Raw genomic sequence first — 26,606 nt, 5'->3', positions numbered from 1 at the left:
ATTATTCAAATTGAAGGTGTACGATTGAAAACAGAAGTTCTGGTGCTGGGCGGTGGCCCTGGAGGTTACACGACGGCGTTTCGTGCGGCCGATTTAGGTAAGCAAGTCACCCTGGTCGAGCGTTATCCGGTTTTGGGCGGGGTTTGTTTGAATGTCGGCTGTATTCCTTCAAAAACTCTGTTGCATGTGGCTGCGGTGCTCAATGAAGCCAAAGAAATCAAGTCGGCCGGAATCGGTTTTGCCGAACCTGATATTGATTTGGAAAAGCTGCGCAACTGGAAAAACAACATCAGTACCCAGCTTACTACGGGCTTGGCGGCGTTGGCAAAGCAGCGCAATGTAACGGTTATTAAAGGCGTTGGGCGTTTTGTTTCCGATACGCAACTGTTGGTTGAAGATGGCGACGACACCCAGACCATAGAGTTTGCGCAGGCCATTATTGCGGTCGGCTCCCAACCGGTAAAAATACCATCATTTCCCAATGACGATCCCCGGCTCATGGATTCCACCGATGCGCTCAATCTTGAGCAGATCCCGAAAAAACTGCTGATTATCGGTGGCGGCATCATCGGCCTGGAAATGGCGACTGTTTATCACGCTCTGGGCAGCAAGATCACCGTGGTAGAAATGCAAGATCAAATTATCCCCGGTTGTGACAAGGATCTGGTCAGACCGTTAATGCAACGGATTAAAAAGCAATACGACAATATTTTTCTGGAAACTCAGGTAAGCCATATTGAAGCGCTGTCGGAAGGCTTGAAAGTTAGCTTTGACCATGCCAGTTCCGAACTGGCTAACGATAAAGGCAAAGACGCCCCCGAAACCGATGTGTTCGACAAAGTGCTGGTTGCAGTGGGCAGGCGCCCCAACGGTCATTTGATCGATGCCGACAAAGCCGGGGTGAATGTCGATGAACGCGGATTTATCAGCGTCGATAAACAACAGCGCAGTAACGTAAAGCATATTTTTGCGATCGGCGATGTGGTCGGTAACCCGATGCTGGCGCATAAAGCCACGCATGAAGGTAAAATAGCGGCCGAAGTGATTGCCGGTATGGCGACCGAGTGGCAAGCGTTAACCGTTCCTTCTGTTGCCTATACCGACCCTGAGATCGCCTGGATGGGCTTGACTGAAAATGCGGCTAAAGCGCAAGGCATCTCCTATGAAAAAGCCGCCTTCCCTTGGGCGGCAAGCGGACGTTCGTTAAGCATGGGGCGCAAAGAAGGCGTGACTAAATTGCTTTCCGACAAACAAACCGGCCGTATTCTTGGCGCAGGCATCGTCGGCACTCATGCTGGTGAATTGATTGCCGAAGCCGTATTGGCTTTGGAGATGGGGGCGAGTGTTGAAGATTTGGCATTAACGGTACATGCGCATCCTACCTTGGCAGAAACTTTGGGATTTTCCGCCGAAATGATAGCGGGCACTATTACTGATTTATTGATTAAGAAACGATGAAAAAACTATTCAACAAAAGCTTTATTACCAATTTTATCTCGGTTGTGATCATTATTATCGGTTATGTTTGCCCGATACAGCCGGAGTTAATCAAGTCCATTGGCTTTTTTGCGCTTTCCGGTGCCATTACCAACTGGTTGGCTATTTATATGCTGTTTGAGAAAGTGCCTTTATTGTACGGTTCAGGCGTTATACCGGCGCGGTTTGAAGAATTTAAACTGTCGATCAAGCAGCTGATGATGCAGCAGTTTTTTACCGCAAATAATATCGAGCAGTTTATCGAAACCGAGGAGCAGCAAGGCAAAGGTCTGTTGAATCTGGAGCCATTGTTGAATGCGGTCGATTATGACAAGGTCTATGAAGGCTTGGTTTCATCGATTATGGGCTCTTCTTTTGGCGGCATGTTGATGATGATGGGTGGCGAAGAAGCGCTGGTGCCGTTAAAAGAGCCGTTTACCGAAAAAATGAAAATCACCCTGACTGAAATGGTCGAGTCCGACCGGTTCAAAGCCGCATTAAAGCAAGGTCTGGATGCGCATAAAATCGGCGGCGATATTATCGGCAAAATTGAAACAGTGATCGATAAGCGCCTGAATGAATTAACCCCGCAACTGGTTAAAGAAATGGTTCAGGCCATCATTCGTCAGCATCTGGGATGGCTGGTGGTTTGGGGCGGAATTTTCGGCGGCTTGATGGGCGCATTATTCGTATTTGCCTGATGGAAACTATGGAACTGGCTTTTGAGGAATTCGGCAATCCTGAGAATAGCCCACTGATTATTCTGCATGGTTTTTTTGCCTCCTCGCGTAACTGGCGGCAGGTAGCCCAAAAATTATCGGCCCGGTTTCATGTGTATGTGCCGGACATGCGGAATCATGGCGCATCGCCGCATCATCCATTGATGGATTATCCTTCGATGACCGCTGATTTGTTGCAATTTATGGATCAGCGGGGTTTGGAAGCAGCCAGCTTGTTGGGGCACAGCATGGGCGGTAAGGTAGCCATGTGGTTTGCGCTGACCTCTCCAGACAGGCTGGCTAAGCTGATTGTCGCGGATATTGCGCCGGTCAGCTACAAACACAGTTTTGACCACACTGTCTCGGCATTAAAAGCGCTGCCACTGGCCGAGCTTAGCAACCGAAAACAGGCCGAATCGCTGCTTGCGTCGCGCATACCCGAGCTCAGTTATCGCCAGTTTCTGCTACAAAATCTTATTCTAAAAGACGGCAAATATTGCTGGCGGCTTGATCTGGATATTTTTCAGCGGATGGCGCCCAATATTGCCGCCTTTCCGAATGCCGATCATTTAACCCCATTTACCGGCAAGGCTTTGTTTATCGCAGGAGGCGATTCAGACTTTGTTAAGCCGGACGATATAAACTCATTATTTCCGGAAGCGGTTTTCGGCACCATAGACGATGCCGGACATTGGCTGCATGTACAACAACCGGATGTTTTCACAGCATGGGTTGAAAATTTTTTAGCGTAAAATAAAAACATAGGGGGGATTTTGCCTAAAGTACCTACTGTTGGCAGTCGCCCTTATAATCGCTCCTTTTGAGGAGCAGGGATGATCAAATGCTGAGCCTAGCATCTGATTTTTAATGATCTGTATTGTTGAGAATGTTTTAAATGAATCAAAAAATAAGAAAAGCAGTTTTTCCGGTTGCGGGTCTCGGAACCCGCTTTTTACCCGCTACCAAAGCGAGTCCTAAGGAAATGTTGCCGGTTGTGGACAAGCCATTGATCCAGTATTGCGTTGAAGAGGCAGTAGCGGCTGGAATCGATACAATTATATTTATAACCGGCCGAACCAAAAACGTGATCATGGATCATTTCGATAAAGCCTACGAGTTGGAAAATGAACTGACTACCCGTGGCAAGACCGAAATATTGAAAATGGTTCAGGAGATGATGCCGCCGAATGTGTCATTCGTGTTTATTCGTCAACCAGAGGCATTAGGACTGGGTCATGCTGTGCTTTGTGCCAAGTCTGTCGTTGGTGATGAGCCGTTTGCCGTTATCTTGGCCGATGACTTGATCGCTAATCGTAACGGCGATGGCTGCATCACCCAAATGGTCGAACAATACAATAAACATCAGTGCAGCATATTAGGCGTAGAACGGGTAAATCCTCGGGAAACCGACAAATACGGCATCGTCAAAACCAAGGAAGTATCGCCGGCGGTAGGCCAAGTTGAAACGATTATTGAGAAACCTGCGCCAGAACATGCACCGTCAAATCTAGGGGTCGTCGGTCGCTATATTTTAACACCGGCAATTTTCGACAAAATTGAACACACCCAGCGCGGTGCCGGTGGCGAAATTCAGTTGACCGATGCTATCGCTGCCTTGATGAGCGATGAACAGGTGTTGGCCTATGAGTTTGAAGGCAAACGCTATGATTGCGGATCAAAACTCGGTTATTTGCAGGCAACTGTTGAATTCGGTTTGATGCATGAAGAGTTAAAGGGCGATTTTCTGGATTATTTAAAGAATCTGGCTCTCGATTAAGTCATGTGGACCAGAGCGGCAAGGGCGAATTCATTCGCCCTTGCCGCTCTCGGTACTGACCATAACTTGAGCAAAACCGCCGCCCGGAGTCCGGAAGTTAGTGGTTTGCCCTTGGTACAAACGGGCGCTGGTTAATTGCACCTGTCCCTGGTAAACATACTGCCGTAAATCCAGTTTAAGATCGATAATTTTATTGTCCACTTTCATTTGCTGTTCGGTGGGTTGCACCAGCGATTGTGCGACATAATTTCCCTGTAGAATCTCCCCGAATACCCGTTTGGTCAGTTTATCGCCTCGATATGCGGCTTTGCTGCCGTAGCCTTTGGCCGGTTTAAAAAACAGCTGTTTGCGTGCGGCCCATAAAGTCTCAGCATCTTCCTTATGTACGCAAACCGTGTGGGCAATGCCTTCAAGTAACAGGGTTCTGATTTCTGCGCTAACCCCCATATCCCGCAATGCGGTTTCATCAGTCAAGATAGCCAGATTTCTTTTATCTGCGTATAGCGCATGAGCTCTTGGATGGGGCGTGACGACGACGGCTTCAGCCAGATAGGCATCGCGCAATGGTTTTAATGTATCCATTTCCAATCCGAAGTCGGTCAAGCGGTTGTAAACAAGATCAATTGGCAGTTCCTCGTGCATCAGTGTTTCGTTGCGATAATCAAGTTCGGAAGGATCGCAAATAACGGTCTTAATAGAGTGTTGTTCAAACAGTTTTTTAAACAAAAAAAATTCCGGCAGCATGAATTGCCCTTGCGGATTTTCATCGATGATAGCGATTGAATGTAAGGGTTGAAGGCCGCGTTCAGCTTGCCACTCTTCAACAAACATCGCCATAAACACCTGTTCCAGATCTGGGTGCATGGCCGCATTTATTTCAGTCGAAGCACAGCAAGCTATTTGTGCACGAGCCAGAATGGCATTAACTAAAGCGCCTCCGGCATTAGAATTTATTTCAATTAGTTGCGGACCTTTAGGGCTTAGGTGAAAGTCATAGCCGAAAAAAACGCCGTGCGCTTTGGGCATAAACTGTGCCGTGTCGGGTGCATAAGTCAGAACGCGTTGTTGATAAGCGGGCATCGCAATGACGCTTTCTATCGCGGCAATAATGTCGCGTTGCTTACTTATACTGGCCTCGTCGACAAAAACGATAGCTTCGGCGAATAGGTGAGGGCGCTCTTCAATGAGCATCCGGTACAGTAAATCGTCATCCAGTTGTTGCGATAATGCCTTGCGCATGGCCTCCCGGTCGAGTGAAACATAACGGCATTCGGCGTTGGCTTGTTCGGTCAATTAAATGGATTCATTGTTGGCGGCCGCTTTGGGAAATAAGGTCATGCAAATTTTAGCTGTCGATTGTCTAGGTCGCTGCCGGATTAGCCGATAGATTATTACAGAAAAATCCTGATTTGTAGAGCCGTAGGCTCAGGGGATCAACAAGCGGTTAATCTGTTCAAGGTCATCTTGACCAAGGCCGCTGGCTGCTTGCTTTAACTTGATGCTGTTAATCAGGTAATCATAACGGCTACGGGAAAAATCCCGTTTTGCCCGGTATAAATTTCTTTGTTCGTTCAGCACATCGACCATGGTTCGGGTGCCTACGCCAAAGCCTGCTTCGCTCGCCTCCAAGGCGCTGGTCGCCGATATCACCGCAGCTTTCAGGGCGGTTACGCGGCTGATGGTGGAGATGACGCCGCGATAAGCGTCTTTTACCTGACGTTTTACCGAGCGTTTTTTTCTGGATAAATCCTCTTTGGCGGCTTGGTATTCATAGGCGGCCTGACGGGTTCGTGAATTTACCGCGCCGCCTTCAAACAGCGGCACATTCAGTTGCATACCGACACTCTGGGTATCGCCCCGAAAACCGAAGCTGCTGGTGTTGTCGGACGCGTCGTAAGAGGCGATCAAGTCCAGGCGGGGCAAGTGGCCGTTACGTTGCAGGTCTATGGCTTTACGCGATACTTCGGCCTGATTAAATGCCGAAATGATGCTGAAATTGTTGAGTTCGGCTAAATCGCTCCACGCCGAAATATCCGCCGGTTCAGGCTTGAGTAAAGGCAGCTGTTCACTCAGGGCATTCAGCGAAACATCATTTTCACCGATGATTTCTGTTAACGCCTCTTTCTGGTTATCCAGATTATTGGCTGCGTCAATTTCGTCGGCATTGGCCTGGTCGAAACCTGCCTGTGCTTCGTTAACGTCGGTTATCGCAATAATGCCCACATCAAAACGTTGCTTGGCCTGTTCCAGTTGCCGGGCGATAGCCTGTTTTTCTGCCGAGGAAAATGCTAAATTATCCTGAGCATAGAGCACATTAAAATAGGCTTCGGTTGTTGTCACCATCAGGTTTTGTAATTCGGATAAGTAAGTGGCTTCAGCCAGGGCGATTTGATTGTCGGACTGGCTTAATTGTATCCAGTGATCCCAGTGGAACAGGGGTTGGGTTAAGTTGATATTAAAGCTATTATTCCAGTATTCCTGTTGGGTATCAGGACCTCTGAATCCCCCGGTTTTTTTATTATGCAGCTGTTCTTTACTGCTGGCTCCGGTAGCCGAGATGTTGGGAAGGAACCGTGCAATACTTTGATCTTTCGATTCACCTATAGCCGATTGTTGGGCTTGAGCCTGTTTTAAAATAGGCGCATTTTGAAGAGCAAGCTCAAAAGTTTCTGATAAATTTTGTGCGTGCAGCGGTGAAATCCCCGTTAACAAGCTGGCAATAATGGCGGATAGTTTTACTTGTGCTTTCATGTGCGGTCAAAAATTTTATTAGGCATTGTCATCAAACAGTTTTTTTCCGGCTAATTGATGAGTCGGTTGCTTGTTTTTAGAACTGTTGTGAGCGACCATGTGCCCCGTTGTTAACCCCGATTCTTCAAGTTGGTTTTTTAGGTAATCCAGGTTGTGCTTGATTAGCTGAGTCGTTTGAGTCTTCTGGCTGTTGAAATAGGTATTGATAACAGCGTTCTGGTAGGAAACCCTGCAATGAATCGTACCCAGTGCCGGCGGTGTAATCGTGATATTAACCGACCAGTCGCTGCTGCCGGATGGTTGCTTGTTGTCTTTGTCCTGCTGTATTTCAATAGTAACCGTTTCCGCCTGTTGCCGGTCAATAAAGGGGATGTCGATAAGCCATAGCTGCTTTGGGTTATCTTCCTTGGGCAGGGACATTAGTTGATCCAATACCAGCTTGGCAACGGTATTTTCAGTTTTATTTTGCAGGTTTTTGAGCAGGTCAAGATCGGCTTGATTTATTTGTTGTGCAGCTTGGGTTGTAAGTTCCTGCTTTAAAGCCTGAATAAATTTAAGCAAATTGGCTTTAAAATCCTCATTGCCTAAAGCTTCTGCTTTGGGTGCATCTGCCATATTGAGCTTTAAAGTTAATAACTCGGCTTCAGCAAGCTGTTTTGCAGTAGCGGCTGATGGACTATTAAGCAAAGGCTCTTTTTGGGTCAGATTTTGCAATATTTCAGCGGCAATGCGTTGCAATGATTGAGGTACAGTTTCATTTTTTATCAACTGGGGCAGCTCTTTAATCAGTTCAGCTTGAGCCATCGCTGGCGGCAGCTTGGCCTCAAGAAACAATCCTGAATTGGCAATGGCTTGTTTTAGGCCTTGGCTAGTGATCAGCTGTTCTTTTGGCGGCAAGTTCTGAATTATTTTTGCGGCTATATCCTTTAGCACTTTAGGAACGCTTTCGTTGTTCATCAGTTGCGGTAAATCCTTTATTAACTGATTTAAAAAGAGAGGGCTAGCTTCATGTCGAGGCAGAAACTGCTTTATAAATTCGGCTATTTTTGCTTCAGGGATAGCATTGTAAGCTGAAATAACTTTAAATTCGGCTGTGGTTCCTGCTTTGAGCATCTCCAGATTCAGGTTTTGCCCGATTTTTAAATTCTGCGGTGCATGGGTCAGTTGAGAGCGGTCAATAGTGATAAGGCCGACTTGTTTATTGCCCATATCCGTTATTGATGGGGTAAGAATCTGTAGCTGGAGTTTGTTGCCGGTGATGCCGATTATCTTTGCGTCTAACGGCTGTTTTACCGGCGATGACAAGGTTGCACTGTCTTGTTTTTCAACGGCAGTCGGTCGCACCGACTCCCCACCGTTTGCGATGATTAATTTTAGGCGCAATTCAGCCAATTCGGGGGATGAATTGAGAATTTTAAACTCCACGACCGGGATGGTTTGAGTCACCTGGATTTTTAAATTTTGACCAGGGTTTGTCGGCATCGGCTGATTGCTTTGTACGGTAATGTCCTTGTTACCCACCGCTAAGGTAATGACATTTTTTGCCGCCTGAATATCCGCACTGATGACTTTTGCATCAAGCTTTTGCCCGACTTTAAGGTTTAAGGTGTTTTCCAGCGGCCTGTTCGCTCCGAATAGGGCTTTAGGGTTTATTGGCGAGTTAATATCCATTCAGCACTATCTTAAGCCAACATTTGCCAAATATGCTCGATTTCATCTTTGGCAGTATCCAATATATTAATGCTGTCGCTTGCATTTAAATGGCTGGCCAGTTTTTTATAAGCGGGCAGGTCATCAATTTTAGGTATCTTTTTCACCCCAACTTTGCCGATAAAACTGTGTAACTGCGAGATCATGACGATGTCTGCATAATTGCTTGGATTTTTGTCATGACGAAACCAGTTTTCGGCATTAATCACCACATCTTCAAAATCATCAGGAAAATCCCACTGGCGGATAATTTGTATGCCAATGTCTGCGCGTAGTTGTCTTACTGTGTCTATCAGGTCCCTCGGATTAGCCATAATATCGGGATGATTGTCGGCATAAGTCAAAATGGGCACGATACCAATATCATGAATCAGCCCGGCCAGCATGGCTCGATCCGGATCGAAGCCCGGAATTTTATGGGCAAACACGGCGCTGATGGAGGCAATGTAACTGCTGTGCAGCCATAATGCCGTCATTTTTTGACGAATAAGCGGAGACTTGGCGTTAAATACCGATTTCATCGCAACCGTAGTAATAATGTCTTGAGCTGTTTTTAATCCCAGTCGGGTCAGCGCTTCGGGGCAGCTTTCAATTTTTTTTCTTCCCCTATATAAGGGGCTGTTGGCAATTTGTATCAGTTTCGCGGTAATGGATGGATCAATTTGAACGATGCGTGCTATTGAAGAGACGCTGGATTTGTCGTCATTAATAGCGCGGCGAATTTTAAAAGACACGTCCGGGATAGTGGGCAAGACTAGATTGTTGGATTGCATATGCCGATAACAGTCCATTAAAAGTTTATTTTTAGCTAAACTTGCTGGGGTATTGCTGTTGTTGTTATGGGTTGGGCTCATGTTGTGTTTAGTTAATATTCAAACAAGCTCACAAAGTTTAGTTTAAAATCTCCCGCTACGTCGAACCGTATTGACGCTATCTTACTTTGTCCAGCCATGAAAACAACACCCTCTGAAGCTTTAACCACCTTATCCACTATTCGCGATTACATCCGCTGGGCCGCCAGCCGTTTTACCGAGGCCGAAGTGAGTTTCGGTCATGGTACGACAACGGCGCTGGATGAAGCCGCGGCACTGGTTTTACACACTATTCATCAGCCTTATAATCTGGCCGATGCGTATCTGCAAAGCGTTTTAACGCTCAGTGAGCGCCAGGCAGTCATCGACATAATCGACCGGCGTATCAACGAACGTATACCGGCCGCTTATTTAACCCATGAAGCTATTTTTGCTGGGCTATCATTTTATGTGGATCAACGGGTACTGGTGCCCAGATCGCCGATTGCCGAATTAATCGAACAGCGATTTTCGCCCTGGGTCGAGGAAGACCAGGTGGTGCGCATTCTGGATTTGTGTACCGGCAGCGGCTGTATCGCGATAGCCTGCGCTTATGCATTTGCTGACGCTTATGTCGATGCAGTGGATTTGTCGGCCGATGCGCTGGCCGTCGCCGAACTGAATGTTGCCAAACATCAGCTGGTCGATGTGGTGACTCTTTATCAGTCTGACTTGTTTAAAGAACTGCCGGATACTCGTTATGACATTATCGTCAGTAATCCGCCTTACGTATCCCTTGAAGAATGGGAGCAATTACCCGTAGAGTTTCGCGCCGAGCCCGATATGGGCTTTAAAGGCGGGTATTCGGGACTGGATATTGTGTTGCGCATTCTGGTCGAAGCCGGGCAGTATCTGACAGAGCAGGGTATTTTGATTGTGGAAGTAGGCAGCAGTGCTGAAACCTTGCAAAATACCTTTCCCGACGTGCCTTTTTTCTGGCTGAATTTTGAACGCGGCGGTGATGGCGTATTTTTGCTGACGGCTGAACAGCTTAGTCAATATAACGAATTATTTTTAACGGCTTTATAACTATGTCTGGAAACTCAATAGGAAAATTATTTACCGTGACTTCGTTTGGTGAAAGTCATGGTCCTGCAATCGGCTGCATCGTTGATGGCTGCCCTCCGGGCATGGCCTTGACCGAAGCCGATTTGCAAGCGGACCTGGATCGCAGGAAGCCCGGAACGTCGAGACACACCACCCAGCGGCGCGAAGCCGATGAAGTCAAAATCCTGTCCGGCGTGTTTGAAGGCAAAACTACCGGTACGCCGATAGCCCTGCAAATCGAAAATACCGATCAACGCTCCAAAGATTATTCCAACATCGCAGAAACGTTCAGACCCGGCCATGCGGACTATACCTATCAGCACAAATACGGGTTCAGGGATTATCGGGGAGGAGGGCGCTCATCGGCGCGTGAAACGGCCATGCGTGTGGCGGCGGGCGGTATTGCCAAGAAATACCTGAGAGAACAGCACGGTATAGAAATACGCGGTTATTTATCGCAACTGGGGCCGATAAAAATCGAAAAACTCGATTGGTCTGTTATCCACAGTAATCCTTTTTTCTGTCCCGATGTCGATAAAGTCGCAGAAATGGAAGCTTATATGGATGCCTTGCGTAAAGAAGGCGAATCTATCGGCGCCAAAATAGAAGTGGTCGCAACCAACGTCCCGCCGGGCTTGGGTGAGCCTATTTTCGATCGACTCGATGCTGATCTGGCTCATGCCTTGATGAGCATTAATGCGGTCAAAGGCGTAGAAATCGGCGACGGCTTTGCCTGTGTCGACAGTAAAGGCACGCAGTTTCGTGATGAAATTACCCCGGACGGTTTTTTAAGTAATCATGCCGGCGGCATTTTGGGCGGAATTTCCAGCGGCCAGCATGTAACGGCCAGTATTGCCTTAAAACCGACTTCCAGCTTGCGCTTGCCGGGTAGAAGCATCAATGTGCACGGTGACGCTATTGAAGTCAGCACCAAAGGTCGCCACGATCCCTGCGTAGGCATAAGAGCAACCCCGATTGCCGAGGCGATGATGGCGATAGTAATCATGGATCATTTGTTGCGGCATCGGGCGCAAAACATCAACGTGCAATCGGGATTGCCGGTTTTAAGGTAAACGTTTTTGTTGTATCGTTCTTTCGTTCCAACGCGCGGCGGCGCCACTGCCATTAAGTGTCATTGTGGGGGCGACTTTAGTCGCCCAGTAAGTAACTCAATTGGCGACTACCAACAGTAGGCACTTTAGGCGAAGCTGCCCCCACATCAGTAATTCCCTGGCTCCCACGGAGCCCGTGGGAGCCAGGGAAACCAGCCTGCACAAGCTATCTATTTAATTTAAATGTCTATCCCATACTGGCGCCTGTCAGGCTTTTACTTCTTTTATTTCGCCACAGTCGGTGTTTTTCTCCCTTACTGGGGCCTCTATTTAAAAGAAAGGGGCTTTAATCCTGTCGAAATCGGCGAACTTTCGGCGATGCTCAACGGCACAAGAGTTATTGCGCCGGTTCTATGGGGTTGGATTGCCGATCATACCGGAAGAAACGTGCGGATTATTCGCATAGTCGCGTTTTTAACCACCGCATTTTTTGCCGGATTTTTATTTGTTCAGGGTTATTTCTGGTTTGCCTGGATAACGATAGGCTTTAGTTTTTTTTGGAACGCCGCTTTACCGCAGTTTGAAGCAGTAACTTTATACCATTTAAAAGATGAAGCGCATCGCTACAGCCAGATAAGGCTGTGGGGATCTATCGGTTTTATTGTTGCGGTGCTGGGCGTAGGTTGGTTGTTGGATTATCAGTCCTCAAGCATCATTCCTATAGCGATTATTGCATTGCTGACCCTCATCTGGCTGGTCAGCTTAATGACGCCGCCCATTCAGGCTGCGCATCATCAGACCGCCGCTGTCGGCATCATGCAAATCATGAAAAAACCGGAACTGTGGGCTTTTCTGGTCGTTTATATGCTGTTACAGCTGGCGCATGCCCCTTATTACGTTTTTTATTCGATCTATCTCAAACATTATCAATACACGGCAAGCCTGACTGGATTTTTGTGGGCGCTGGCTGTTTTTGCCGAGATTATTTTATTTATGTGCATGCGCCGTGTGTTGAAGCGCATTTCGCTAAGAGCGATTTTATTGTTCAGTATTTTACTGTCGGTGGTTCGCTGGTTGATGATTGCCTGGTGCGTCGATTATTTTTGGCTGTTGATTTTTGCTCAATTATTGCATGCGGCAACGTTTGCCGGTGCGCATGTTGTCGCCATTCATTTGGTGCATTTGTATTTTGGCGACCGACATCAAGGTAAAGGCCAGGCGCTATACGCCAGCTTAACATTTGGTTTGGGCGGGATGCTGGGCAGTTACTATAGCGGTTATTATTGGGAATCATTAGGTGCGGAATTTGTCTATTCAATGGCCGCAGTATTTTGTGGCATTGCTTTTGTGATTGCCTATATCTGGGTTGGACGGGAAAGTTCTCAAGATAGAGCGGTATTAGGTTAAAATAGCGCTCGGGTTGAGCGAATCCGGCCTGTAATTTTTTTAGGAAATAATGTGTTTGAAATTATAAAAAGCGGCGGCTGGATGATGTTGCCGATCATACTGAGTTCCATTGGTGCCATGGGCATTATCACGGAACGTTTTTGGTCTTTACGAAGAAAGAAGATTTTGCCGCCTGAGCTTGTTGCGCAGGTATGGCGGTTATCCCGTGAAAAAAAACTGGATGACGCCACTTTGCGTCATTTGAGAAACAGCTCGCCGCTCGGCTGTATTTTGGCCGCAGGTCTTGCCAATAGCCATCATGGCAGGAAATTCATGAAGGAATGCATTGAAGAAACCGGTCGCAGGGTCGTGCATGACCTGGAACGCTTTCTCAACACCCTGGGTACGATTGCCGCAGTCAGCCCGTTACTGGGTTTATTGGGTACCGTATTCGGCATGATTGATATTTTTGCCTCGCTTTTGCAGCATGGTTCCGGTAATCCCGCCGTTTTGGCCGGCGGTATTTCGGTTGCGCTGATTACTACGGCGTCGGGTTTGACGGTGGCTATCCCCAGTTTGGTTTTTCATCGCTATTTTGAAAGATTGGTCGACGAATATGTAGTTACCATGGAAGAAGAAGCGTTAAAACTGGTTGATATTTTGCATGAAGACCGGAAAGAGTCCTGATGAAGTTTCAGCGTAAAAAAAGGGAAAATGTCGATATTACGTTGATCTCAATGATCGACGTGCTTTTTGTGTTGTTGCTTTTTTTCATGGTTTCTACATCCTTTAATCAACATACGGAAGTCAATATCAAGCTTCCCGAAGCGGAAGGATCTGCGGCCGAGGAGCATCCTAAAACGGTCTCCCTGATGATTGATGCAGATGGTATTTACTCCCTGGTCGGCGATGACGGCTTGTCTCATCAATTAATCAATCAAACCAGGGACGGTTTAAAACAGGAATTGAGTAAGCTTGCAGAGCATTCAAAAGATCTCCCTTTTGTGATCAATGCCGCTGATGAAACGCCTAACAAAGCGGTCATGACTGCGCTGGATATTGCCGGTCAAGTGGGATTCAGTCATATCACTTTTGCCACATTGAAACCGAGCGACTAAGCATGAAAAAAACAGTATCCCGATGGCTGATCGACGCCTGGTATACAGATCAGCTTATTGGTCTAATCTTGTTTCCGTTGGGATTTTTATTCAGCGATTTCGTTAAATTCAGGAAATTTTTATACCGTATCGGGGTGTTGAAAACACACACCTTGCCGGTTCCTGTCATCGTGGTAGGCAACATTACCGTGGGCGGCACCGGCAAAACGCCGTTGATTATCTGGCTGGCCGAGTTGCTTAAAAACGAGGGTTTTAAGCCCGGCATCATCAGCCGAGGCTACGGCGGGCAGGCCGAAGTCTGGCCGCAATGGATCGATGCCAACAGCACCGCGGAACAGGTCGGAGACGAAGCCCTGTTGATAGCCAAGCAAACAGGTTGCCCAATGGCCGTAAGTCCGATACGGATTGATGCGGCCAGGCTATTGCTTGAAAAATCAGGCTGCAATGTCATTTTATCCGACGATGGCCTGCAACATTACGCCCTAAATCGGGATATTGAGATCGCCGTGATCGACGGGGAAAGGCGTTTCGGTAACAGCTATTGCCTACCGGCAGGGCCGCTCCGCGAACCCATAGAAAGATTGCAGAGCGTCGATTTTATTATTGTGAATGGGGAAAAATATCAAGACAACGAATTTTCAATGCAAATCACCGGAAATACCGCTGTCAATTTAGTCACCGGCCGACAAAAAAACTTGCAAGAGTTTACCGTATCCGACTGCCATGCCTTGGCAGGAATAGGCAATCCGAACCGGTTTTTTAAACTGCTGGAGACAGCCGGTTTGACCTGTAAAACGCACAGCTTTCCGGATCATTATAAATTCCAGCCTAGCGATATCTCATTCCAAGATTCCAATCCGATATTAATGACCGAGAAAGATGCCGTCAAGTGCATGGCCTTTGCAGGTGAGCAGCATTGGTATGTTCCGGTAAAAGCTGTTCCTGAAATCGGTTTTTCCGAACAGTTATTAGACTTGTTACGAAAAAAATCAAACAGGCAAAACAAGGATGTGTGATTATTTGATTCTCTCAATATGAATCATAGTCGCCCGTAAAGACGCCAGCACGTCGATAAACAAACAAACCATTGAGCTGAAGATAAACAACACGCTGAATACGACAAATAAAATCAAAAAATCAGCGCTGATATGTCCGATGAATCGTGAAGATATTGAACCCAGAACAAACACGCCGCTGCTAATCGCGCTACATAACAGCAGGCCGAAGCTCCACTTGAGTACGTGACACCGGTACACCATGGTATTGAGTTCTATTTCCAGTTTTTGTGCCTGTGAACTGGTTTTTAACTCATCGTAAATGTCTCTGACCCGGCCTATGGCATGGGTATAGCGGGCATTTAAGGTCAGTACGAAAATACCGATACTGGAAAACAAAACCAGGGAGCTGGTTACCAGTTCAACAATACCATCAAATTTGGATAGCATTAACCGTCCTGACCGTCGGGTCTTGCGCTGCTTAATATCGGTGCATAAACAAAGATGAATAACGAGAATGCGGCCAGCCAGGAAAGTGTTGATACATACATTAAGTTTTCGTACCAGCCCGGCATAGCGATAGGCAATAAAACTCGAAACAAGGCGGCGACATTAATTAAAGCAAAGGCAATGACTATCGCATTGGACGCTTTCAGCGCACGGCCGGTGTGGCCTAGTGATACCCTGGCCATCATGCCCAAGGTTAATGCGCCGATACCTCCCAGCGTAAAAGCATGCAGGGCCAACGACGGCAATACTATCGAATAGGCCGATAAGGCGGTCAATATAAAGCCTAAAACGATCCAGCCGTAACCGGCATAAAGCACCCATAACAGCGGTACATAGATGACGCGCGGTACATACCAAATCGATAGCCTGGCAATATTAACGACCACGGCAACCATCGCCGCCAAGGCTAACAAGGTTCCTGAAATATCGAATAATTGCAGGGCAAAGACAATAACGGCTGACGCTACAGATAGATTATCCAGCATCGGATTTTTGATGGTCAGCGTTCCGGGTATAGCCCGTTCGGTAAAGAAAGGAAACACGCGTCCGGCGATGATCAAAATCAAAATAATGATAGTCGCAACAACCAGTTGAATGCCTGTCGTTGCAGTGTTTTCTTGTAAACCCAGCATTTGTGCATGGATTAAGCCATTGCCCAGCGCCAACAGCAGTATCAGTCCGATAAAAAATAGATTTCTATACTGCTTTGCCTGAATAATCGGCTTGCTGACTTGATAAGCCAGGGCAGGCAAAAAAGCAAAATCCACCAGCGCAATCAAGATGTCTGGCAATTCACCTGCATAAAATGGCAGGATGCGCCCATACAGCCATAACAGGCACAGGCCCGCCAATTGATCGTCGGTTACCGTCGGTTTGCCGGTCCAGTTTTTAATCGCTGTCAATAAAAAACCTGCAATGACGGCTACAGCATAACCTAACAGCATTTCGTGTGCATGCCAGTAGCTATCAGGGAAATAATGTTCCGCCGTTAAGGTGCCGTTGAACAGGGCATTCCAAAAGACGATGAGAACCAGTGCCGCGAATCCTGCCAGGGCAAAAAAGGCTCTAAATCCCAGGGCAAAAAGGGGGTAATCAAAAATAGGTTGTGATTTCATTGCGGTGTTTTCCAGACGGTTCAGTTCTGTGTTCGAGAATGTCGTTAATTATACGCATTTCATAACGACTCAGCGCCATCAAATACAATGGAACGTTGCGTAGTAGCCTTAGTTTTCTATCAAAAGAGCTTTCTGCGCTTCCATGATGATTATTTTGATTTTATTCAGAACTTGCCGTTGCTGCTCTGGCGTCAGTTGACCAAATTCCCGTTCGAATTCGGCCAAGCTATAGGCCGATTCACTGGTTGCGTTATCGGCTAAGCTAAGGCCGCAATCGGAAACGACCTGTTTAACCGGTTCAGCGGCACCTTCTAAAGGTATTTTCGCCGATAGCACTTTGCGTATCATGGTATTGACGCGAATAAACAGAGATTGCCCTGTCACTATTTCATCGATAATACGTTTTGCTTGGTCTTCGTTATAGCCTCGGCGCTTTGAGTCCTTAAAAGTATTCATCTGAAGGGTGACGCGAGGGTTTTTGTCGACTTGGTATTCAAAGTCAAAGCCGCTGCCTTGCGAAGCGATCAGGCTATGGGCATCAACAACTACCTGCAAGCTATTGTCCTTGCAGATAATTTCCAGCCGGATGTTGTCATAAAGACCGCGAGGAGGCAACGGTGATTGAGCCAAGCTATAAGTTCGATTGCTTAACCGGTCTTTTTCTTGATGATAGTTCCAGGTATCGGCAGCCGATACGCTAAAGGGATAAAAAAACAACAGCGTCAAAAAAAGGCGTTGAGCCATTTTGTTGAATAATGCCGATGGCGTGTAGTCGGGTAAAGCGACTGCTGCCTGTTCACGCCTATTGCCTCTATCCACGTAGGCAATGCAAAAACTACGGTTAAGTTTCATTTTTGATATTCCCGGGTTCAAAAGCGCTGAACGGTTATAAAAATTAATGCTTATTCCATTAATTTGAAAAAACTTTTTGGCGCGCCGCATATCGGGAAATCCCAACTATTGGGAATGTCCGCCCAACGGGTTCCCGGTGCAATACCGCTATTAGGATTGCCTTTGGCTTCGTCATAAATATGTTCACATTCTAAACACTGATATTTTTTAAAATCCGACATATTCCGCCTTCATATTCCGCCTTGTTTAAGAGAATGAAAAGGGTAGCCTACGCGTTTAATTGGCGAGGTGCACAGCGCGGTTAACCTTTACCGCGAGTACGGGTTCTAGTGTCTGAATTGGTAGGCGACTTATCTTTAGAGATTTCCATGGTTTCAAAGCGTTTTTCAATGAATTTGATAATTAATTCCGCAATATCCTTACCGCTGGCGTTCTCAATACCTTGTAGTCCCGGAGATGAATTAACCTCCATAATGACCGGGCCGTGATTGGAACGCAGTATGTCGACACCGCAGACATTGAGCCCCATGATTTTAGCAGCGCGTACCGCAGTAGAGCGTTCTTCCGGTGTTAACCGCACTAAAGTTGCAGAACCGCCACGGTGTAAGTTCGAACGAAACTCACCGGTTGCAGCTTGTCGCTTCATTGCGGCAACCACTTTATCGCCGACCACAAAGCAGCGAATATCACTACCGCCCGCTTCCTTGATGAACTCCTGCACCATGATATTGGCTTTCAAGCCCATAAAAGCTTGAATAACACTTTCCGCCGCATTATGGGTTTCGGCCAAGACCACGCCGATGCCTTGCGTACCTTCCAGCAACTTAATCACCAGCGGAGCGCCGCCCACTTGAGCAATTAAATCTTCAATATCGTCAGGATTATTAGCAAAACCGGTTACCGGCAGGCCGATGCCTTTTCTCGCCAGCAACTGAATCGACCTTAATTTATCGCGTGAGCGTGATATGGCCACCGACTCGTTTAAAGGAAAAACATTCATCATTTCAAATTGTCTTAATACCGCAGTCCCATAGAAAGTGACTGAAGCGCCTATTCTGGGAATAACCGCATCGAATCCCGTCAAGTCTTCGCCCCGATAATGAATAGAGGGGTTATGGGAAGTAATATTCATATAGCAACGTAATACATCCAGCACCCGCACCTTATGGCCTCGTTCTTCTGCAGCTGCAACCAGCCGAGAGGTCGAATACAGTTTTGGGTTCCGGGACAAAATAGCAATTCTCATAAAGACTTAAGTTCTCAATTTAATACAGTAGATAAAGGTATATTTTGACACGAAATAAGGCAGGATGTTTTATAAATGGGGCTTTAATGGACTTGTGTTGTCTAAAATTGAGTTTCCTACTTAAAACGGGACAAATCGGAGTACAGGCTTTGCCTGTTCGCAAGCAGAGCTTGCACTCCGCATGGCACGCTGTCCGGCTTTAAATGGGAAGCCTAAAATGGTACGGTTTTACAGTAAGACAGGGATAGGAAATAGGCCTATTAACTGAACAACCAGCCACTAAAGCGGGTGATTGTTCAGTGGCTGATTTTCGTGGACTCATCGCCGTTTTGAGGATTATCCGGTTACAGCCATCCCTCGAATTGCATGACCGTACCCACCGTGGCAATAGCCTCGCTACTCGCGGCAAGCTCTACCGCTAACCCGTTTCTGTCCAGCGTACCCAGGTCAAGCTGTTGCTGATAATGACCGAGTTCTTCTAGGCTTGCCGCTCTGTTGAAGGTGTTTTGATGAAGTGTTTGAATATAGTCATTATTATTCAGGCCTTGCAGATTGGCACGATCTTGAAACCAGTTGAGGATAGTGTTCGGCTACCGCTTCGGCTTGACTATGGGCCAGTGTTAACGCCGGGCCGCGGTCAAAACGAATTTGTTCGACATCAGTAAAGCTGTCTTGTTCGCCGGTGCCGTTATGGGTCAGGATTGCCGAAGAGCCCAGACTCATGACTTGATAATCGCTAAGCGCCCCAACTTGCAGCGCAACATCAAAGCCGAAACCGCCATTCATCTGGTCGTTGCCGCTACCGCCGCTGAGCTGATCATTACCGGCACCGCCGTAGACTACGTCATTGCCCTCGTTCCCACGCAGCGCGTGGGAACGAGATAAGAGATCGTAGGAGCGGGCCATGCCCGCGACATTTGGGCAGCGATTGCAGAGTTGCAGTCCCTTCATCGCGGGCATGGCCCGCTCCTACAACTGTATTTTTGCCAGACTTTGCGCAACGTCTGTTCTAATGCCAAGACAAAGGTTTGCGGCTGAAATAGCGGCGAGTCGGTCAGCAATTGCGCGAGCTTGGCTTTGAGTTGGGCCATTTGTTCGGGATGATTGCCCAGTTCTATGGCCAATTGTTCATAAGCTAATGCCGAAGCGCAGACCAATTCGGGCAAACCGACGGCGTGACACAGACTGGCACCCATACGGGCGGCATAGCTTTCGCCCGGACAGGCCAATACCGGCAACCCTGCCCATAATGCCCCGGCGGCAGTGGCGCCGGCGTTGTAGACTAAGGTATCTAAAAACAAGTCGGCTAAACGATAACGGGCGAGGTATTCGGCATGAGGGATAGTCGCGGCAAAAACCAGACGGTCAGCTTCGATGTGCGCGGCGACGGCGTGTTGGCCGGAAGCGGTTGTTAACGGTATCGCCGCCATCAAGCAGCCACAAAACGCTGCCGGGGACTTGCTGCAAAATCCGCAGCCACAGGGCAAACACCTCAGGGGTGATTTTGTAGGTGCCGTTAAAACAACAAAATACGGTGGCGTTTTCGGGCAGGCCAAAATCGCGACGACGCATGATTGACGTGGCTATCGGCATCGGTGACACCACCCAGGCGCGCGGTAAATAGATGATTTCTTCAGTGTAATTCTGGGCTAAGTGTTCGGGGATTAGCTGGGCATCGGCGATGATGTAGGGGATGAATTCGGCACCCAGGGTGCCCGGATAACCCAAAAACTGCATTTGCACCGACGCCGGTTTACAGGCAAACACGTCGGTGCAGGAATGGGCGGTGTAGCCCGCCAAATCGATCAGGATGTGAATGCCGTCGGCATGAATGCGCTGGGCAATGGTCAGCGGCGCTTGGCAGGAAACGTCGATAAAATGGTCGCAGCCCCGGCGGATGGTTTCGGTGCAATCATCAATAACCGGCACTAAGCTGTAAGCGAAAATCTCGAACTCGGGGCGCCGATGATGCTGAAATAGGCTGCAAACCAGTGTGCCTACGGCATGGATGCGAAAGTCGGGCGACACGTAGCCAATCCGCAAACGCGCCGGATTCAGCTCGGCCGGTGCAGAAAACGGTTCGGGCAGCGCGGTTGCCGCTTTGGCGTGATGACCGGCCAGTTGTTCGGCGACGGCTTTGCGTAACGGCATCGACAAGGGAAAAGCCAAGGTCATCATCGCCGGTAAGGCGTCGGCATTATCGTGTTGCAGATAAGCTTCGGTACGGGTGCTTAATTCGGCGACGCGGTCGTCGTAATCATCCCAATCGGCCTGCAAGGTCAAGGCGCGACGGTAAGCGGCCTCGGACAATTTCATTTCGCCCCACTGTTGCAAAGCAGCGCCCAGGCTGTTGTAAGCGGGTGCGGATTTAGGTTGGCTGCGAATCTCGGCCTTGTAACAGGCAATCGCTTCTTGCATGAAACCATAGCGCTGATACAGGTTGCCGCATTCGAACTGAAGATCCGGCGTATCGGGTTGTAAGCATATGGCCTGTTGATAGGCCGTTAGCGCTTGGGTAAAATCACCTTCAGCGACCAAGGCTTTGCCCAGATTATGGTATGCCAGAAAAAAATCGGGTTTCAGTGCGATGGCTTGTTGATAAACGCTGATAGCGCGTTGATGTTCGCCTTGTTGAAAACTGATTTGAGCGGGCGTTTTTACAGTCATGTAGTGTGGCTCGTGTTATTGTTTTTTATTACAGGAGCTGCGTGGTTTGGCTTAAGCCTTATGCCAAAAACCCTGGCCTGGAAAAAATATTTTTAGCGTCCGGTCTATTCAGCCACGATGTCTTTGGTATTCAAGCTGCCGCGCAGAAACAAGTCGGTAGTTTGTCGCACCCAGGCATCGATTTCCGCTTCGTCGGGCGTTGGTTCCAAACCGAGTTGCAGTTTTTGAAAGCGTTCGCTACGTAATGCGCTCAGAAATTGGTCGGCGAGAAAATGCGGATCCATTGCGGCAAAATAGCCTGTTTGCTGCTGCCTGGCGAAAAACTGGGTCAGAAGATCAAGGGTGCGTTGCGGCCCTTGCTCATAGAATTGAGTGGCAAGATCGGGGAAGCGTAACGACTCGCCAATCAGTATGGCGCGTATGCGCACTACATCCGGTCTTGTTATGCGGTATAGAAACTGCTTTGCAAATGCGCTTAATGCTTCTTTTGGCGAGCGCTCCAAGACGTACTCGTCAGAAAGGTCGGTGACGATTTCGTCGCTGCAGCGTCTTATCACTGCGCCGAATAGTCCGGCTTTACCGCCGAACTGGCTATAAATAGTTCGCATTGACACGCGCGCATCTCGAGCGATAGTTTCCAGACTAAGATTACCGTAGCCGCATTCAAGAAACAGGCTGAAGGCGGTGTCCAGTAATCGATCTCGACTTATCAGTTCTTCGCCTTTGCGAGGTCGTCCGCATTTAATCATGGTGTAGTGCTCACAAAAGTAATGTATTTAAATTATAAAGCATACCTTAAATTAAATGGTAATATGTCTTACCGTTTTATATTTATAGAGCCGAGTGTCAAAAAGATGAAAAAAGAAACGCGCTTGTCGATTGTCATTCATCGCTTCAATTTACCGCGAGCATCAGGTCTCGATACTTGGCATCAAAGAACATCTTCGAATGAAAGGATAGTCATGCAACGCACACGAAATGGCCTGTTGGCCACTGCAATTCTGATGGTTATGGCCGGATGCGGAAACCCTGATGATTCGGGTTCGCAGCCAAGGCAGGGACAGTTACCCAATGTCAAAATCGCCCAAGCCCTGTCGCAAGACGTTACCGAGTGGGATGAATACACGGGCCGCATCGAAGCGGTTAATTCGGTAGACGTACGCGCCCGGGTGAGCGGCTACCTGGATAAAGTCAACTTCAAGGCAGGAGACCGGGTCAATCAGGGCGATCTTTTGTTCCAGATCGATCCGAAACCTTTCACCGCTCAATTGAACTATGCCGACGCTGAACTGGAACGCGCCAAGTCCAAGCACGAATTGGCAAAAAATGACCTGTCGCGCGCCGAGCGTTTGTTTCGCGTCAAAGCCATCTCCGAAGAAGAACATGATGCCCGGAGCAAGGGCCTGCAAGAAACCCTTGCAGCCGTTCAGTCTGCAAAAGCCAGTGTTTACACGGCACGTTTGAACCTGGAGTTTACTCAGGTACGCTCCCCGATAAGTGGCCGGATCGGTCGCGAATTAATCACTGCCGGCAATTTGGTCAACGGTGGCGGAGGCGATGCAACCTTGTTGACCTTCATCGTCTCTACCGATCCCGTCTATGTTTACGTGGATGCGGACGAACGCTCGGTACTGAAATACCGGCGTCAGGCCAAGAAAAGCGGTCGAGGTAATCTAGGCGATGAACAGACGCCGGTGGAGTTGGCTGTAGCCGATGAACCTAGCTTTCCTCACCAAGGTCATCTCGATTATATATCGCCGCGTGCAGATACGGCTACCGGCACACTTTCATTGCGAGGCGTATTCGCCAACCCGGACGAATTGTTAAGTCCCGGTTTTTTTGCCCGGCTTCGGGTTCGTGCGAGCGCTCCGTACCGCGCTATTCTGCTTCCTGATCGGGCCATCGGTACGGATCTGGCGCAACGCTTCATCTGGGTAGTGAATCAGGAAAATCAGGTGGAATATCGCAAGGTGGTGCTCGGCGCTCATATCGGCGAGTCCCGCGTGATCATCGAAGGGTTGACGTCTGAAGAATGGGCGGTTATCGAAGGTATCCAAAAGCTTAAGCCGGGTATTAAGGTGAATTCGGAACGCATCTCGCTGTCAGGACAAACAGAAGGGTTGAAACCATGAATCGATTCACTCACTTTTTCATCGACCGCCCCATTTTTGCAGCGGTATTATCCATCATCATTGTCCTGGTCGGAAGCCTCGCGCTGATCAACCTGCCTATTGCCCAATATCCCGAGATTGCACCTCCCACCGTAGTCGTGAGCACGGTTTATCCTGGCGCCAACGCCAAGGTGGTGGCCGAAACCGTGGCGACGCCTATCGAGCAGGAAGTGAATGGTGTCGAGGATATGTTATATATGTCTTCTCAGTCCACCAACAGCGGCAACATGGCGCTTACCATTACCTTTAAGCCGGGCACTAACCTGGATAAGGCTCAGGTGCTGGTGCAAAATCGGGTCGCTTTGGCCGAGCCAAAACTGCCTCAGGAAGTGAGTCGGCAAGGCATCAGCGTCAAAAAGCGCAGCCCTGACTTGAGTCTGGTGGTCAACCTGGTTTCTCCAGATAAACGCTATGACAGTGTGTATTTGAGCAATTACGCGTTGTTGCAAATCAAGGATACGCTGGCGCGATTGCCCGGTGTGGGTGAAATTCTGGTATTTGGCGCCCGAGACTACAGCATGCGTATCTGGCTGAATCCAGAGAAAGTTGCCGCGCGCAACCTGACTGCCAGCGACGTGGTTAACGCTATCCGCGAGCAAAATATCCAGGTGGCGGCCGGCGTGGTGGGGCAACAACCCACTAAGGAAAACACCGATTTTCAGTACACGGTCACTACCACGGGACGCCTGATGGAAGCGGAGGAGTTCGCCGATATCATTATCAAAGCCGGGAAAAATGGCCAGGTGACTCAGCTCAAAGACGTCGCCCGCATCGAGTTGGGCGCTAAGGATTACAGTTCTGGACTGCTTTTGGACGGCGAACCTAGCGTGGGTCTCGCGGTCTTCCAACTGCCCGGCTCCAACGCACTAGACACTAAAAAAGCGGTGGTCGCCGCGATGGAGCAGCTGAAGCCGCGTTTCCCCGAAGGTCTTGATTATCTGCTTATTTACGATACCGTTGTCTTTGTACAGCAGTCGATCGGCGCGGTAGTCAAGACGCTGTTTGAGGCTATGCTGTTGGTCGTTCTGGTCGTGGTGATATTTTTGCAGAGCTGGCGCGCGACTGTTATCCCGCTACTTGCCGTACCGGTGTCTTTAATCGGCACGTTCGCGGTGATGTCGGCATTGGGTTTGTCACTGAACACTTTATCGTTATTCGGACTGGTACTTGCTATCGGCATTGTGGTGGACGACGCCATCGTGGTGGTAGAGAACGTGGAACGCCATATTGCCCTGGGTTTGTCGGCTCGGGATGCAACCCGAAAGGCGATGACCGAAGTCGTAGGTCCGATTATTGCCACGTCTCTGGTTTTGGTCGCGGTGTTCATTCCCACCGCTTTTATCACTGGCGTTTCGGGCGCTTTCTACAAGCAGTTTGCCCTGACTATTGCCATTTCCACGGTGATCTCGACGTTCAACTCGCTGACCCTGAGTCCGGCTTTGTGCGCGCTGCTGTTGGATCGGGCGCATGGCAATAAAGATGCGTTCACGCGGCTGCTTGATCGACTGTTCGGCTGGTTTTTCAGAGCCTTTAACCGGTTCTTTGATTCATTCAGTGCGGGCTACGGGCGCTTAGTCGGAAGGCTGGTTCGTATGACGGTGGTCGTTTTAGTGGTCTATGTCGGTCTCAACGGGCTCAACTTTCTGGCTTTTGAAAAAGTGCCGACGGGTTTTATTCCTCAACAGGATCAGGGTTACCTGATTCTGTATGCGCAGTTACCCGATGCGGCATCTTTAGCACGCACCCAGAACGTGGTTCAGCAAGCTACCCGCATTATTAGGGAAACTAAAGGCGTCAAACATGTCATCGCCTACGCCGGCTTTTCGATCCTGAGCGGTTCCAGTCAGTCCAATGTCGCAACGATGTTTACGCTGCTGGATGACTTTGACCAGCGCGTCGGTCATCCTGAACTTCATGCCGATGCCATCATTACAAGCCTCAATGAGCGCCTTGCTCAGGTCGAAGGTGCCCATATTGCCGTATTTGCTCCGCCGCCCATCCGGGGCATGAGTTCGACCGGCGGTTTCAAACTGCAAGTTCAGGATCGCGCCAACGCTGGTGTCGACGCACTACAGAACACGGTCAACGAACTCATCGCCAAGGGTAATGAACAACCCGGTTTGGTCGGACTGTTTACCACTTTTCGCGCCGAAGTGCCGCAACTTTTTCTGGACGTAGATCGTACCCGAGCCATGTCTATGGACGTGCCGTTGAAAGAGGTGTTCGATACCTTGCAGATCTATCTGGGGTCGATGTATGTCAATGATTTCAATAGTTTTGGCAGAACCTATCAGGTGGTGGCGCAGGCCGATTCGGATTTTCGGATGAAACCGGTAGACATCACTGCTTTGAAGACGCGGAATCTTCAAGGCGGTATGGTGCCGCTGGGTTCCCTTATGTCGGTTAAAGAAATTACCGGTCCTGACAAAATTACACGCTACAACATGTATCCTGCGGCCGAAATTAATGGCAGTACCTTACCGGGAGTCAGTTCCGGTCAGGCGATCACCATCATGAATCAACTCATGGGTGCAGAGTTGCCGCCGGGATTCGATTTTGAATGGACTGAGCTCAGTCTGCAACAAGTGTTGGCCGGAAACGTCGCCCTGTTGGTTTTTCCGCTGAGTGTCATCTTTGTATTTTTGGCCTTGGCAGCCCAGTATGAAAGCTGGTCATTACCCTTTGCGGTGATTCTGATCGTACCCATGTGCATCCTGTCTGCCTTGGCCGGAGTTTGGTTGCGCGATATGGACAATAATATCTTTACCCAAGTCGGCTTCATCGTGCTGGTGGGCTTGGCCAGCAAGAACGCCATCCTTATTGTGGAATTTGCCAAGCGGCGCCAGGAAGAGGGTCTTAACCGCTTTGATGCGGTAATAGAGGCATCAAAAATTCGGCTACGGCCCATTTTGATGACCTCGTTTGCTTTTATCATGGGTGTGTTTCCGCTGGTAGTCGCTCAAGGCGCGGGTGCGGAATCGCGGCAGCTGCTGGGTACGACGATGTTTAGCGGCATGTTAGGTGTGACCTTATTCGGTCTGCTGTTAACGCCGGTGTTCTACGTGATCGCCCAGGGTTTTTCACAACGTAGGCACGCTTCCCGGCACAAGTTGTCTGATGATGCGTCTTCGGGTCACGATTTATGAAAAATCCCTATTATCCG

The 26,606-nt window shown here is 48.7% G+C and carries 26 protein-coding genes; 12 read left to right on the top strand and 14 right to left on the bottom strand.

From position 1 onward, the window contains the following. The first annotated feature begins 9 nt into the window (after nt 1-9). The 4 genes from lpdA to galU all read left to right on the top strand — a co-directional run bounded on the left by lpdA (nt 10) and on the right by galU (nt 3,972). Nucleotides 10-1,458, top strand: coding sequence for a dihydrolipoyl dehydrogenase (gene lpdA, locus ABXJ76_RS09940; protein ID WP_432746494.1), 1,449 nt, complete (start codon nt 10-12; stop codon nt 1,456-1,458). Further along, complete coding sequence (locus ABXJ76_RS09935) at nt 1,455-2,177, top strand: DUF445 domain-containing protein (protein ID WP_432740288.1); 723 nt, start codon at nt 1,455-1,457, stop codon at nt 2,175-2,177. Before lpdA ends, ABXJ76_RS09935 begins: the two co-directional genes overlap by 4 nt. Continuing rightward, nucleotides 2,177-2,947: an alpha/beta fold hydrolase gene (locus ABXJ76_RS09930; protein ID WP_432746492.1), complete on the top strand. Its 771-nt coding sequence runs from the start codon at nt 2,177-2,179 to the stop codon at nt 2,945-2,947. The genes ABXJ76_RS09935 and ABXJ76_RS09930 overlap by 1 nt, the downstream gene beginning before the upstream one ends. 143 nt (nt 2,948-3,090) lie before the next feature. Next, nucleotides 3,091-3,972, top strand: coding sequence for a UTP--glucose-1-phosphate uridylyltransferase GalU (gene galU, locus ABXJ76_RS09925; protein ID WP_432740287.1), 882 nt, complete (start codon nt 3,091-3,093; stop codon nt 3,970-3,972). 30 nt (nt 3,973-4,002) lie between these two features. On the opposite strand, the gene ABXJ76_RS09920 is transcribed toward galU, so the two are convergent. The 4 genes from ABXJ76_RS09920 to ABXJ76_RS09905 all read right to left on the bottom strand — a co-directional run bounded on the left by ABXJ76_RS09920 (nt 4,003) and on the right by ABXJ76_RS09905 (nt 9,287). Beyond that, nucleotides 4,003-5,265 carry a hypothetical protein gene (locus ABXJ76_RS09920; protein WP_432740286.1) on the bottom strand — a complete coding sequence of 421 codons (1,263 nt, stop codon included), beginning with the start codon at nt 5,263-5,265 and terminating at the stop codon, nt 4,003-4,005. A gap of 132 nt (nt 5,266-5,397) precedes the next feature. Then, entirely contained in the window at nt 5,398-6,723 is a 1,326-nt protein-coding gene (locus tag ABXJ76_RS09915; RefSeq protein ID WP_432740285.1) for a TolC family outer membrane protein, read from the bottom strand. An 18-nt stretch (nt 6,724-6,741) separates the two neighbouring features. Further along, nucleotides 6,742-8,394 (bottom strand): flagellar hook-length control protein FliK, encoded by a 1,653-nt coding sequence (locus tag ABXJ76_RS09910; protein WP_432740284.1) that lies wholly within the window; start codon nt 8,392-8,394, stop codon nt 6,742-6,744. 11 nt (nt 8,395-8,405) lie between these two features. Then, nucleotides 8,406-9,287 carry an HDOD domain-containing protein gene (locus tag ABXJ76_RS09905; RefSeq protein ID WP_432740283.1) on the bottom strand — a complete coding sequence of 294 codons (882 nt, stop codon included), beginning with the start codon at nt 9,285-9,287 and terminating at the stop codon, nt 8,406-8,408. A gap of 96 nt (nt 9,288-9,383) precedes the next feature. Here ABXJ76_RS09905 and prmB point away from each other — a divergent pair, with 96 nt between their 5' ends. From prmB to lpxK, 6 genes are all read left to right on the top strand, one after another. Then, nucleotides 9,384-10,313 (top strand): 50S ribosomal protein L3 N(5)-glutamine methyltransferase, encoded by a 930-nt coding sequence (prmB, locus tag ABXJ76_RS09900; RefSeq protein WP_432740282.1) that lies wholly within the window; start codon nt 9,384-9,386, stop codon nt 10,311-10,313. 2 nt (nt 10,314-10,315) lie between these two features. Further along, complete coding sequence (gene aroC / locus ABXJ76_RS09895; protein ID WP_432740281.1) at nt 10,316-11,404, top strand: chorismate synthase; 1,089 nt, start codon at nt 10,316-10,318, stop codon at nt 11,402-11,404. 222 nt (nt 11,405-11,626) lie between these two features. Next, nucleotides 11,627-12,790: an MFS transporter gene (locus ABXJ76_RS09890; RefSeq protein WP_432740280.1), complete on the top strand. Its 1,164-nt coding sequence runs from the start codon at nt 11,627-11,629 to the stop codon at nt 12,788-12,790. A 51-nt stretch (nt 12,791-12,841) separates the two neighbouring features. Further along, entirely contained in the window at nt 12,842-13,456 is a 615-nt protein-coding gene (locus tag ABXJ76_RS09885) for a MotA/TolQ/ExbB proton channel family protein (RefSeq protein ID WP_432740278.1), read from the top strand. Then, nucleotides 13,456-13,887, top strand: coding sequence for an ExbD/TolR family protein (locus ABXJ76_RS09880; RefSeq protein ID WP_432740277.1), 432 nt, complete (start codon nt 13,456-13,458; stop codon nt 13,885-13,887). The genes ABXJ76_RS09885 and ABXJ76_RS09880 overlap by 1 nt, the downstream gene beginning before the upstream one ends. 2 nt (nt 13,888-13,889) lie before the next feature. Then, nucleotides 13,890-14,903 (top strand): tetraacyldisaccharide 4'-kinase, encoded by a 1,014-nt coding sequence (gene lpxK, locus ABXJ76_RS09875; protein ID WP_432740276.1) that lies wholly within the window; start codon nt 13,890-13,892, stop codon nt 14,901-14,903. Here lpxK and ABXJ76_RS09870 read toward each other — a convergent pair whose 3' ends face one another. The 10 genes from ABXJ76_RS09870 to ABXJ76_RS09825 all read right to left on the bottom strand — a co-directional run bounded on the left by ABXJ76_RS09870 (nt 14,904) and on the right by ABXJ76_RS09825 (nt 22,021). Next, complete coding sequence (locus ABXJ76_RS09870) at nt 14,904-15,332, bottom strand: DUF2721 domain-containing protein (RefSeq protein ID WP_432740275.1); 429 nt, start codon at nt 15,330-15,332, stop codon at nt 14,904-14,906. Beyond that, nucleotides 15,332-16,507 carry an NnrS family protein gene (locus ABXJ76_RS09865; RefSeq protein ID WP_432740273.1) on the bottom strand — a complete coding sequence of 392 codons (1,176 nt, stop codon included), beginning with the start codon at nt 16,505-16,507 and terminating at the stop codon, nt 15,332-15,334. The genes ABXJ76_RS09870 and ABXJ76_RS09865 overlap by 1 nt, the downstream gene beginning before the upstream one ends. Before the next feature lie 108 nt (nt 16,508-16,615). Further along, nucleotides 16,616-17,359: a hypothetical protein gene (locus ABXJ76_RS09860; RefSeq protein ID WP_432740272.1), complete on the bottom strand. Its 744-nt coding sequence runs from the start codon at nt 17,357-17,359 to the stop codon at nt 16,616-16,618. Nucleotides 17,360-17,409: 50 nt separating this feature from the next. After that, the gene (locus tag ABXJ76_RS09855) at nt 17,410-17,580 is read right to left on the bottom strand and encodes a rubredoxin (RefSeq protein ID WP_432740271.1); all 171 of its coding nucleotides are present in this window, start codon (nt 17,578-17,580) and stop codon (nt 17,410-17,412) included. An 80-nt stretch (nt 17,581-17,660) separates the two neighbouring features. Continuing rightward, nucleotides 17,661-18,605: a 30S ribosomal protein S6--L-glutamate ligase gene (gene rimK / locus ABXJ76_RS09850; RefSeq protein WP_432740270.1), complete on the bottom strand. Its 945-nt coding sequence runs from the start codon at nt 18,603-18,605 to the stop codon at nt 17,661-17,663. A 344-nt stretch (nt 18,606-18,949) separates the two neighbouring features. After that, the gene (locus tag ABXJ76_RS09845) at nt 18,950-19,129 is read right to left on the bottom strand and encodes a DUF4214 domain-containing protein (protein ID WP_432746491.1); all 180 of its coding nucleotides are present in this window, start codon (nt 19,127-19,129) and stop codon (nt 18,950-18,952) included. A gap of 10 nt (nt 19,130-19,139) precedes the next feature. Continuing rightward, complete coding sequence (locus ABXJ76_RS09840; RefSeq protein WP_432740269.1) at nt 19,140-19,565, bottom strand: hypothetical protein; 426 nt, start codon at nt 19,563-19,565, stop codon at nt 19,140-19,142. After that, nucleotides 19,553-20,035, bottom strand: a complete 483-nt coding sequence (locus tag ABXJ76_RS09835) for a hypothetical protein (protein ID WP_432740268.1) — start codon at nt 20,033-20,035, stop codon at nt 19,553-19,555. The genes ABXJ76_RS09840 and ABXJ76_RS09835 overlap by 13 nt, the downstream gene beginning before the upstream one ends. After that, nucleotides 19,971-21,272, bottom strand: coding sequence for a tetratricopeptide repeat protein (locus ABXJ76_RS09830; RefSeq protein ID WP_432740267.1), 1,302 nt, complete (start codon nt 21,270-21,272; stop codon nt 19,971-19,973). Before ABXJ76_RS09830 ends, ABXJ76_RS09835 begins: the two co-directional genes overlap by 65 nt. 104 nt (nt 21,273-21,376) lie before the next feature. After that, the gene (locus ABXJ76_RS09825; RefSeq protein WP_432740265.1) at nt 21,377-22,021 is read right to left on the bottom strand and encodes a TetR/AcrR family transcriptional regulator; all 645 of its coding nucleotides are present in this window, start codon (nt 22,019-22,021) and stop codon (nt 21,377-21,379) included. Nucleotides 22,022-22,234: 213 nt separating this feature from the next. On the opposite strand from ABXJ76_RS09825, the gene ABXJ76_RS09820 reads away from it, so the two are divergent. Beyond that, nucleotides 22,235-23,404, top strand: a complete 1,170-nt coding sequence (locus tag ABXJ76_RS09820; RefSeq protein ID WP_432746490.1) for an efflux RND transporter periplasmic adaptor subunit — start codon at nt 22,235-22,237, stop codon at nt 23,402-23,404. After that, nucleotides 23,401-26,589, top strand: a complete 3,189-nt coding sequence (locus ABXJ76_RS09815; protein WP_432740263.1) for an efflux RND transporter permease subunit — start codon at nt 23,401-23,403, stop codon at nt 26,587-26,589. Before ABXJ76_RS09820 ends, ABXJ76_RS09815 begins: the two co-directional genes overlap by 4 nt. Nucleotides 26,590-26,606 lie beyond the last annotated feature (17 nt).

Source organism: Methylobacter arcticus (genome assembly GCF_050917435.1).
In the GTDB taxonomy this organism is placed as follows: domain Bacteria; phylum Pseudomonadota; class Gammaproteobacteria; order Methylococcales; family Methylomonadaceae; genus Methylobacter_A; species Methylobacter_A titanis.
The sequence above is the reverse complement of the archived record's forward strand: the minus strand, read 5'-3'. Positions and strand labels throughout refer to the sequence as shown.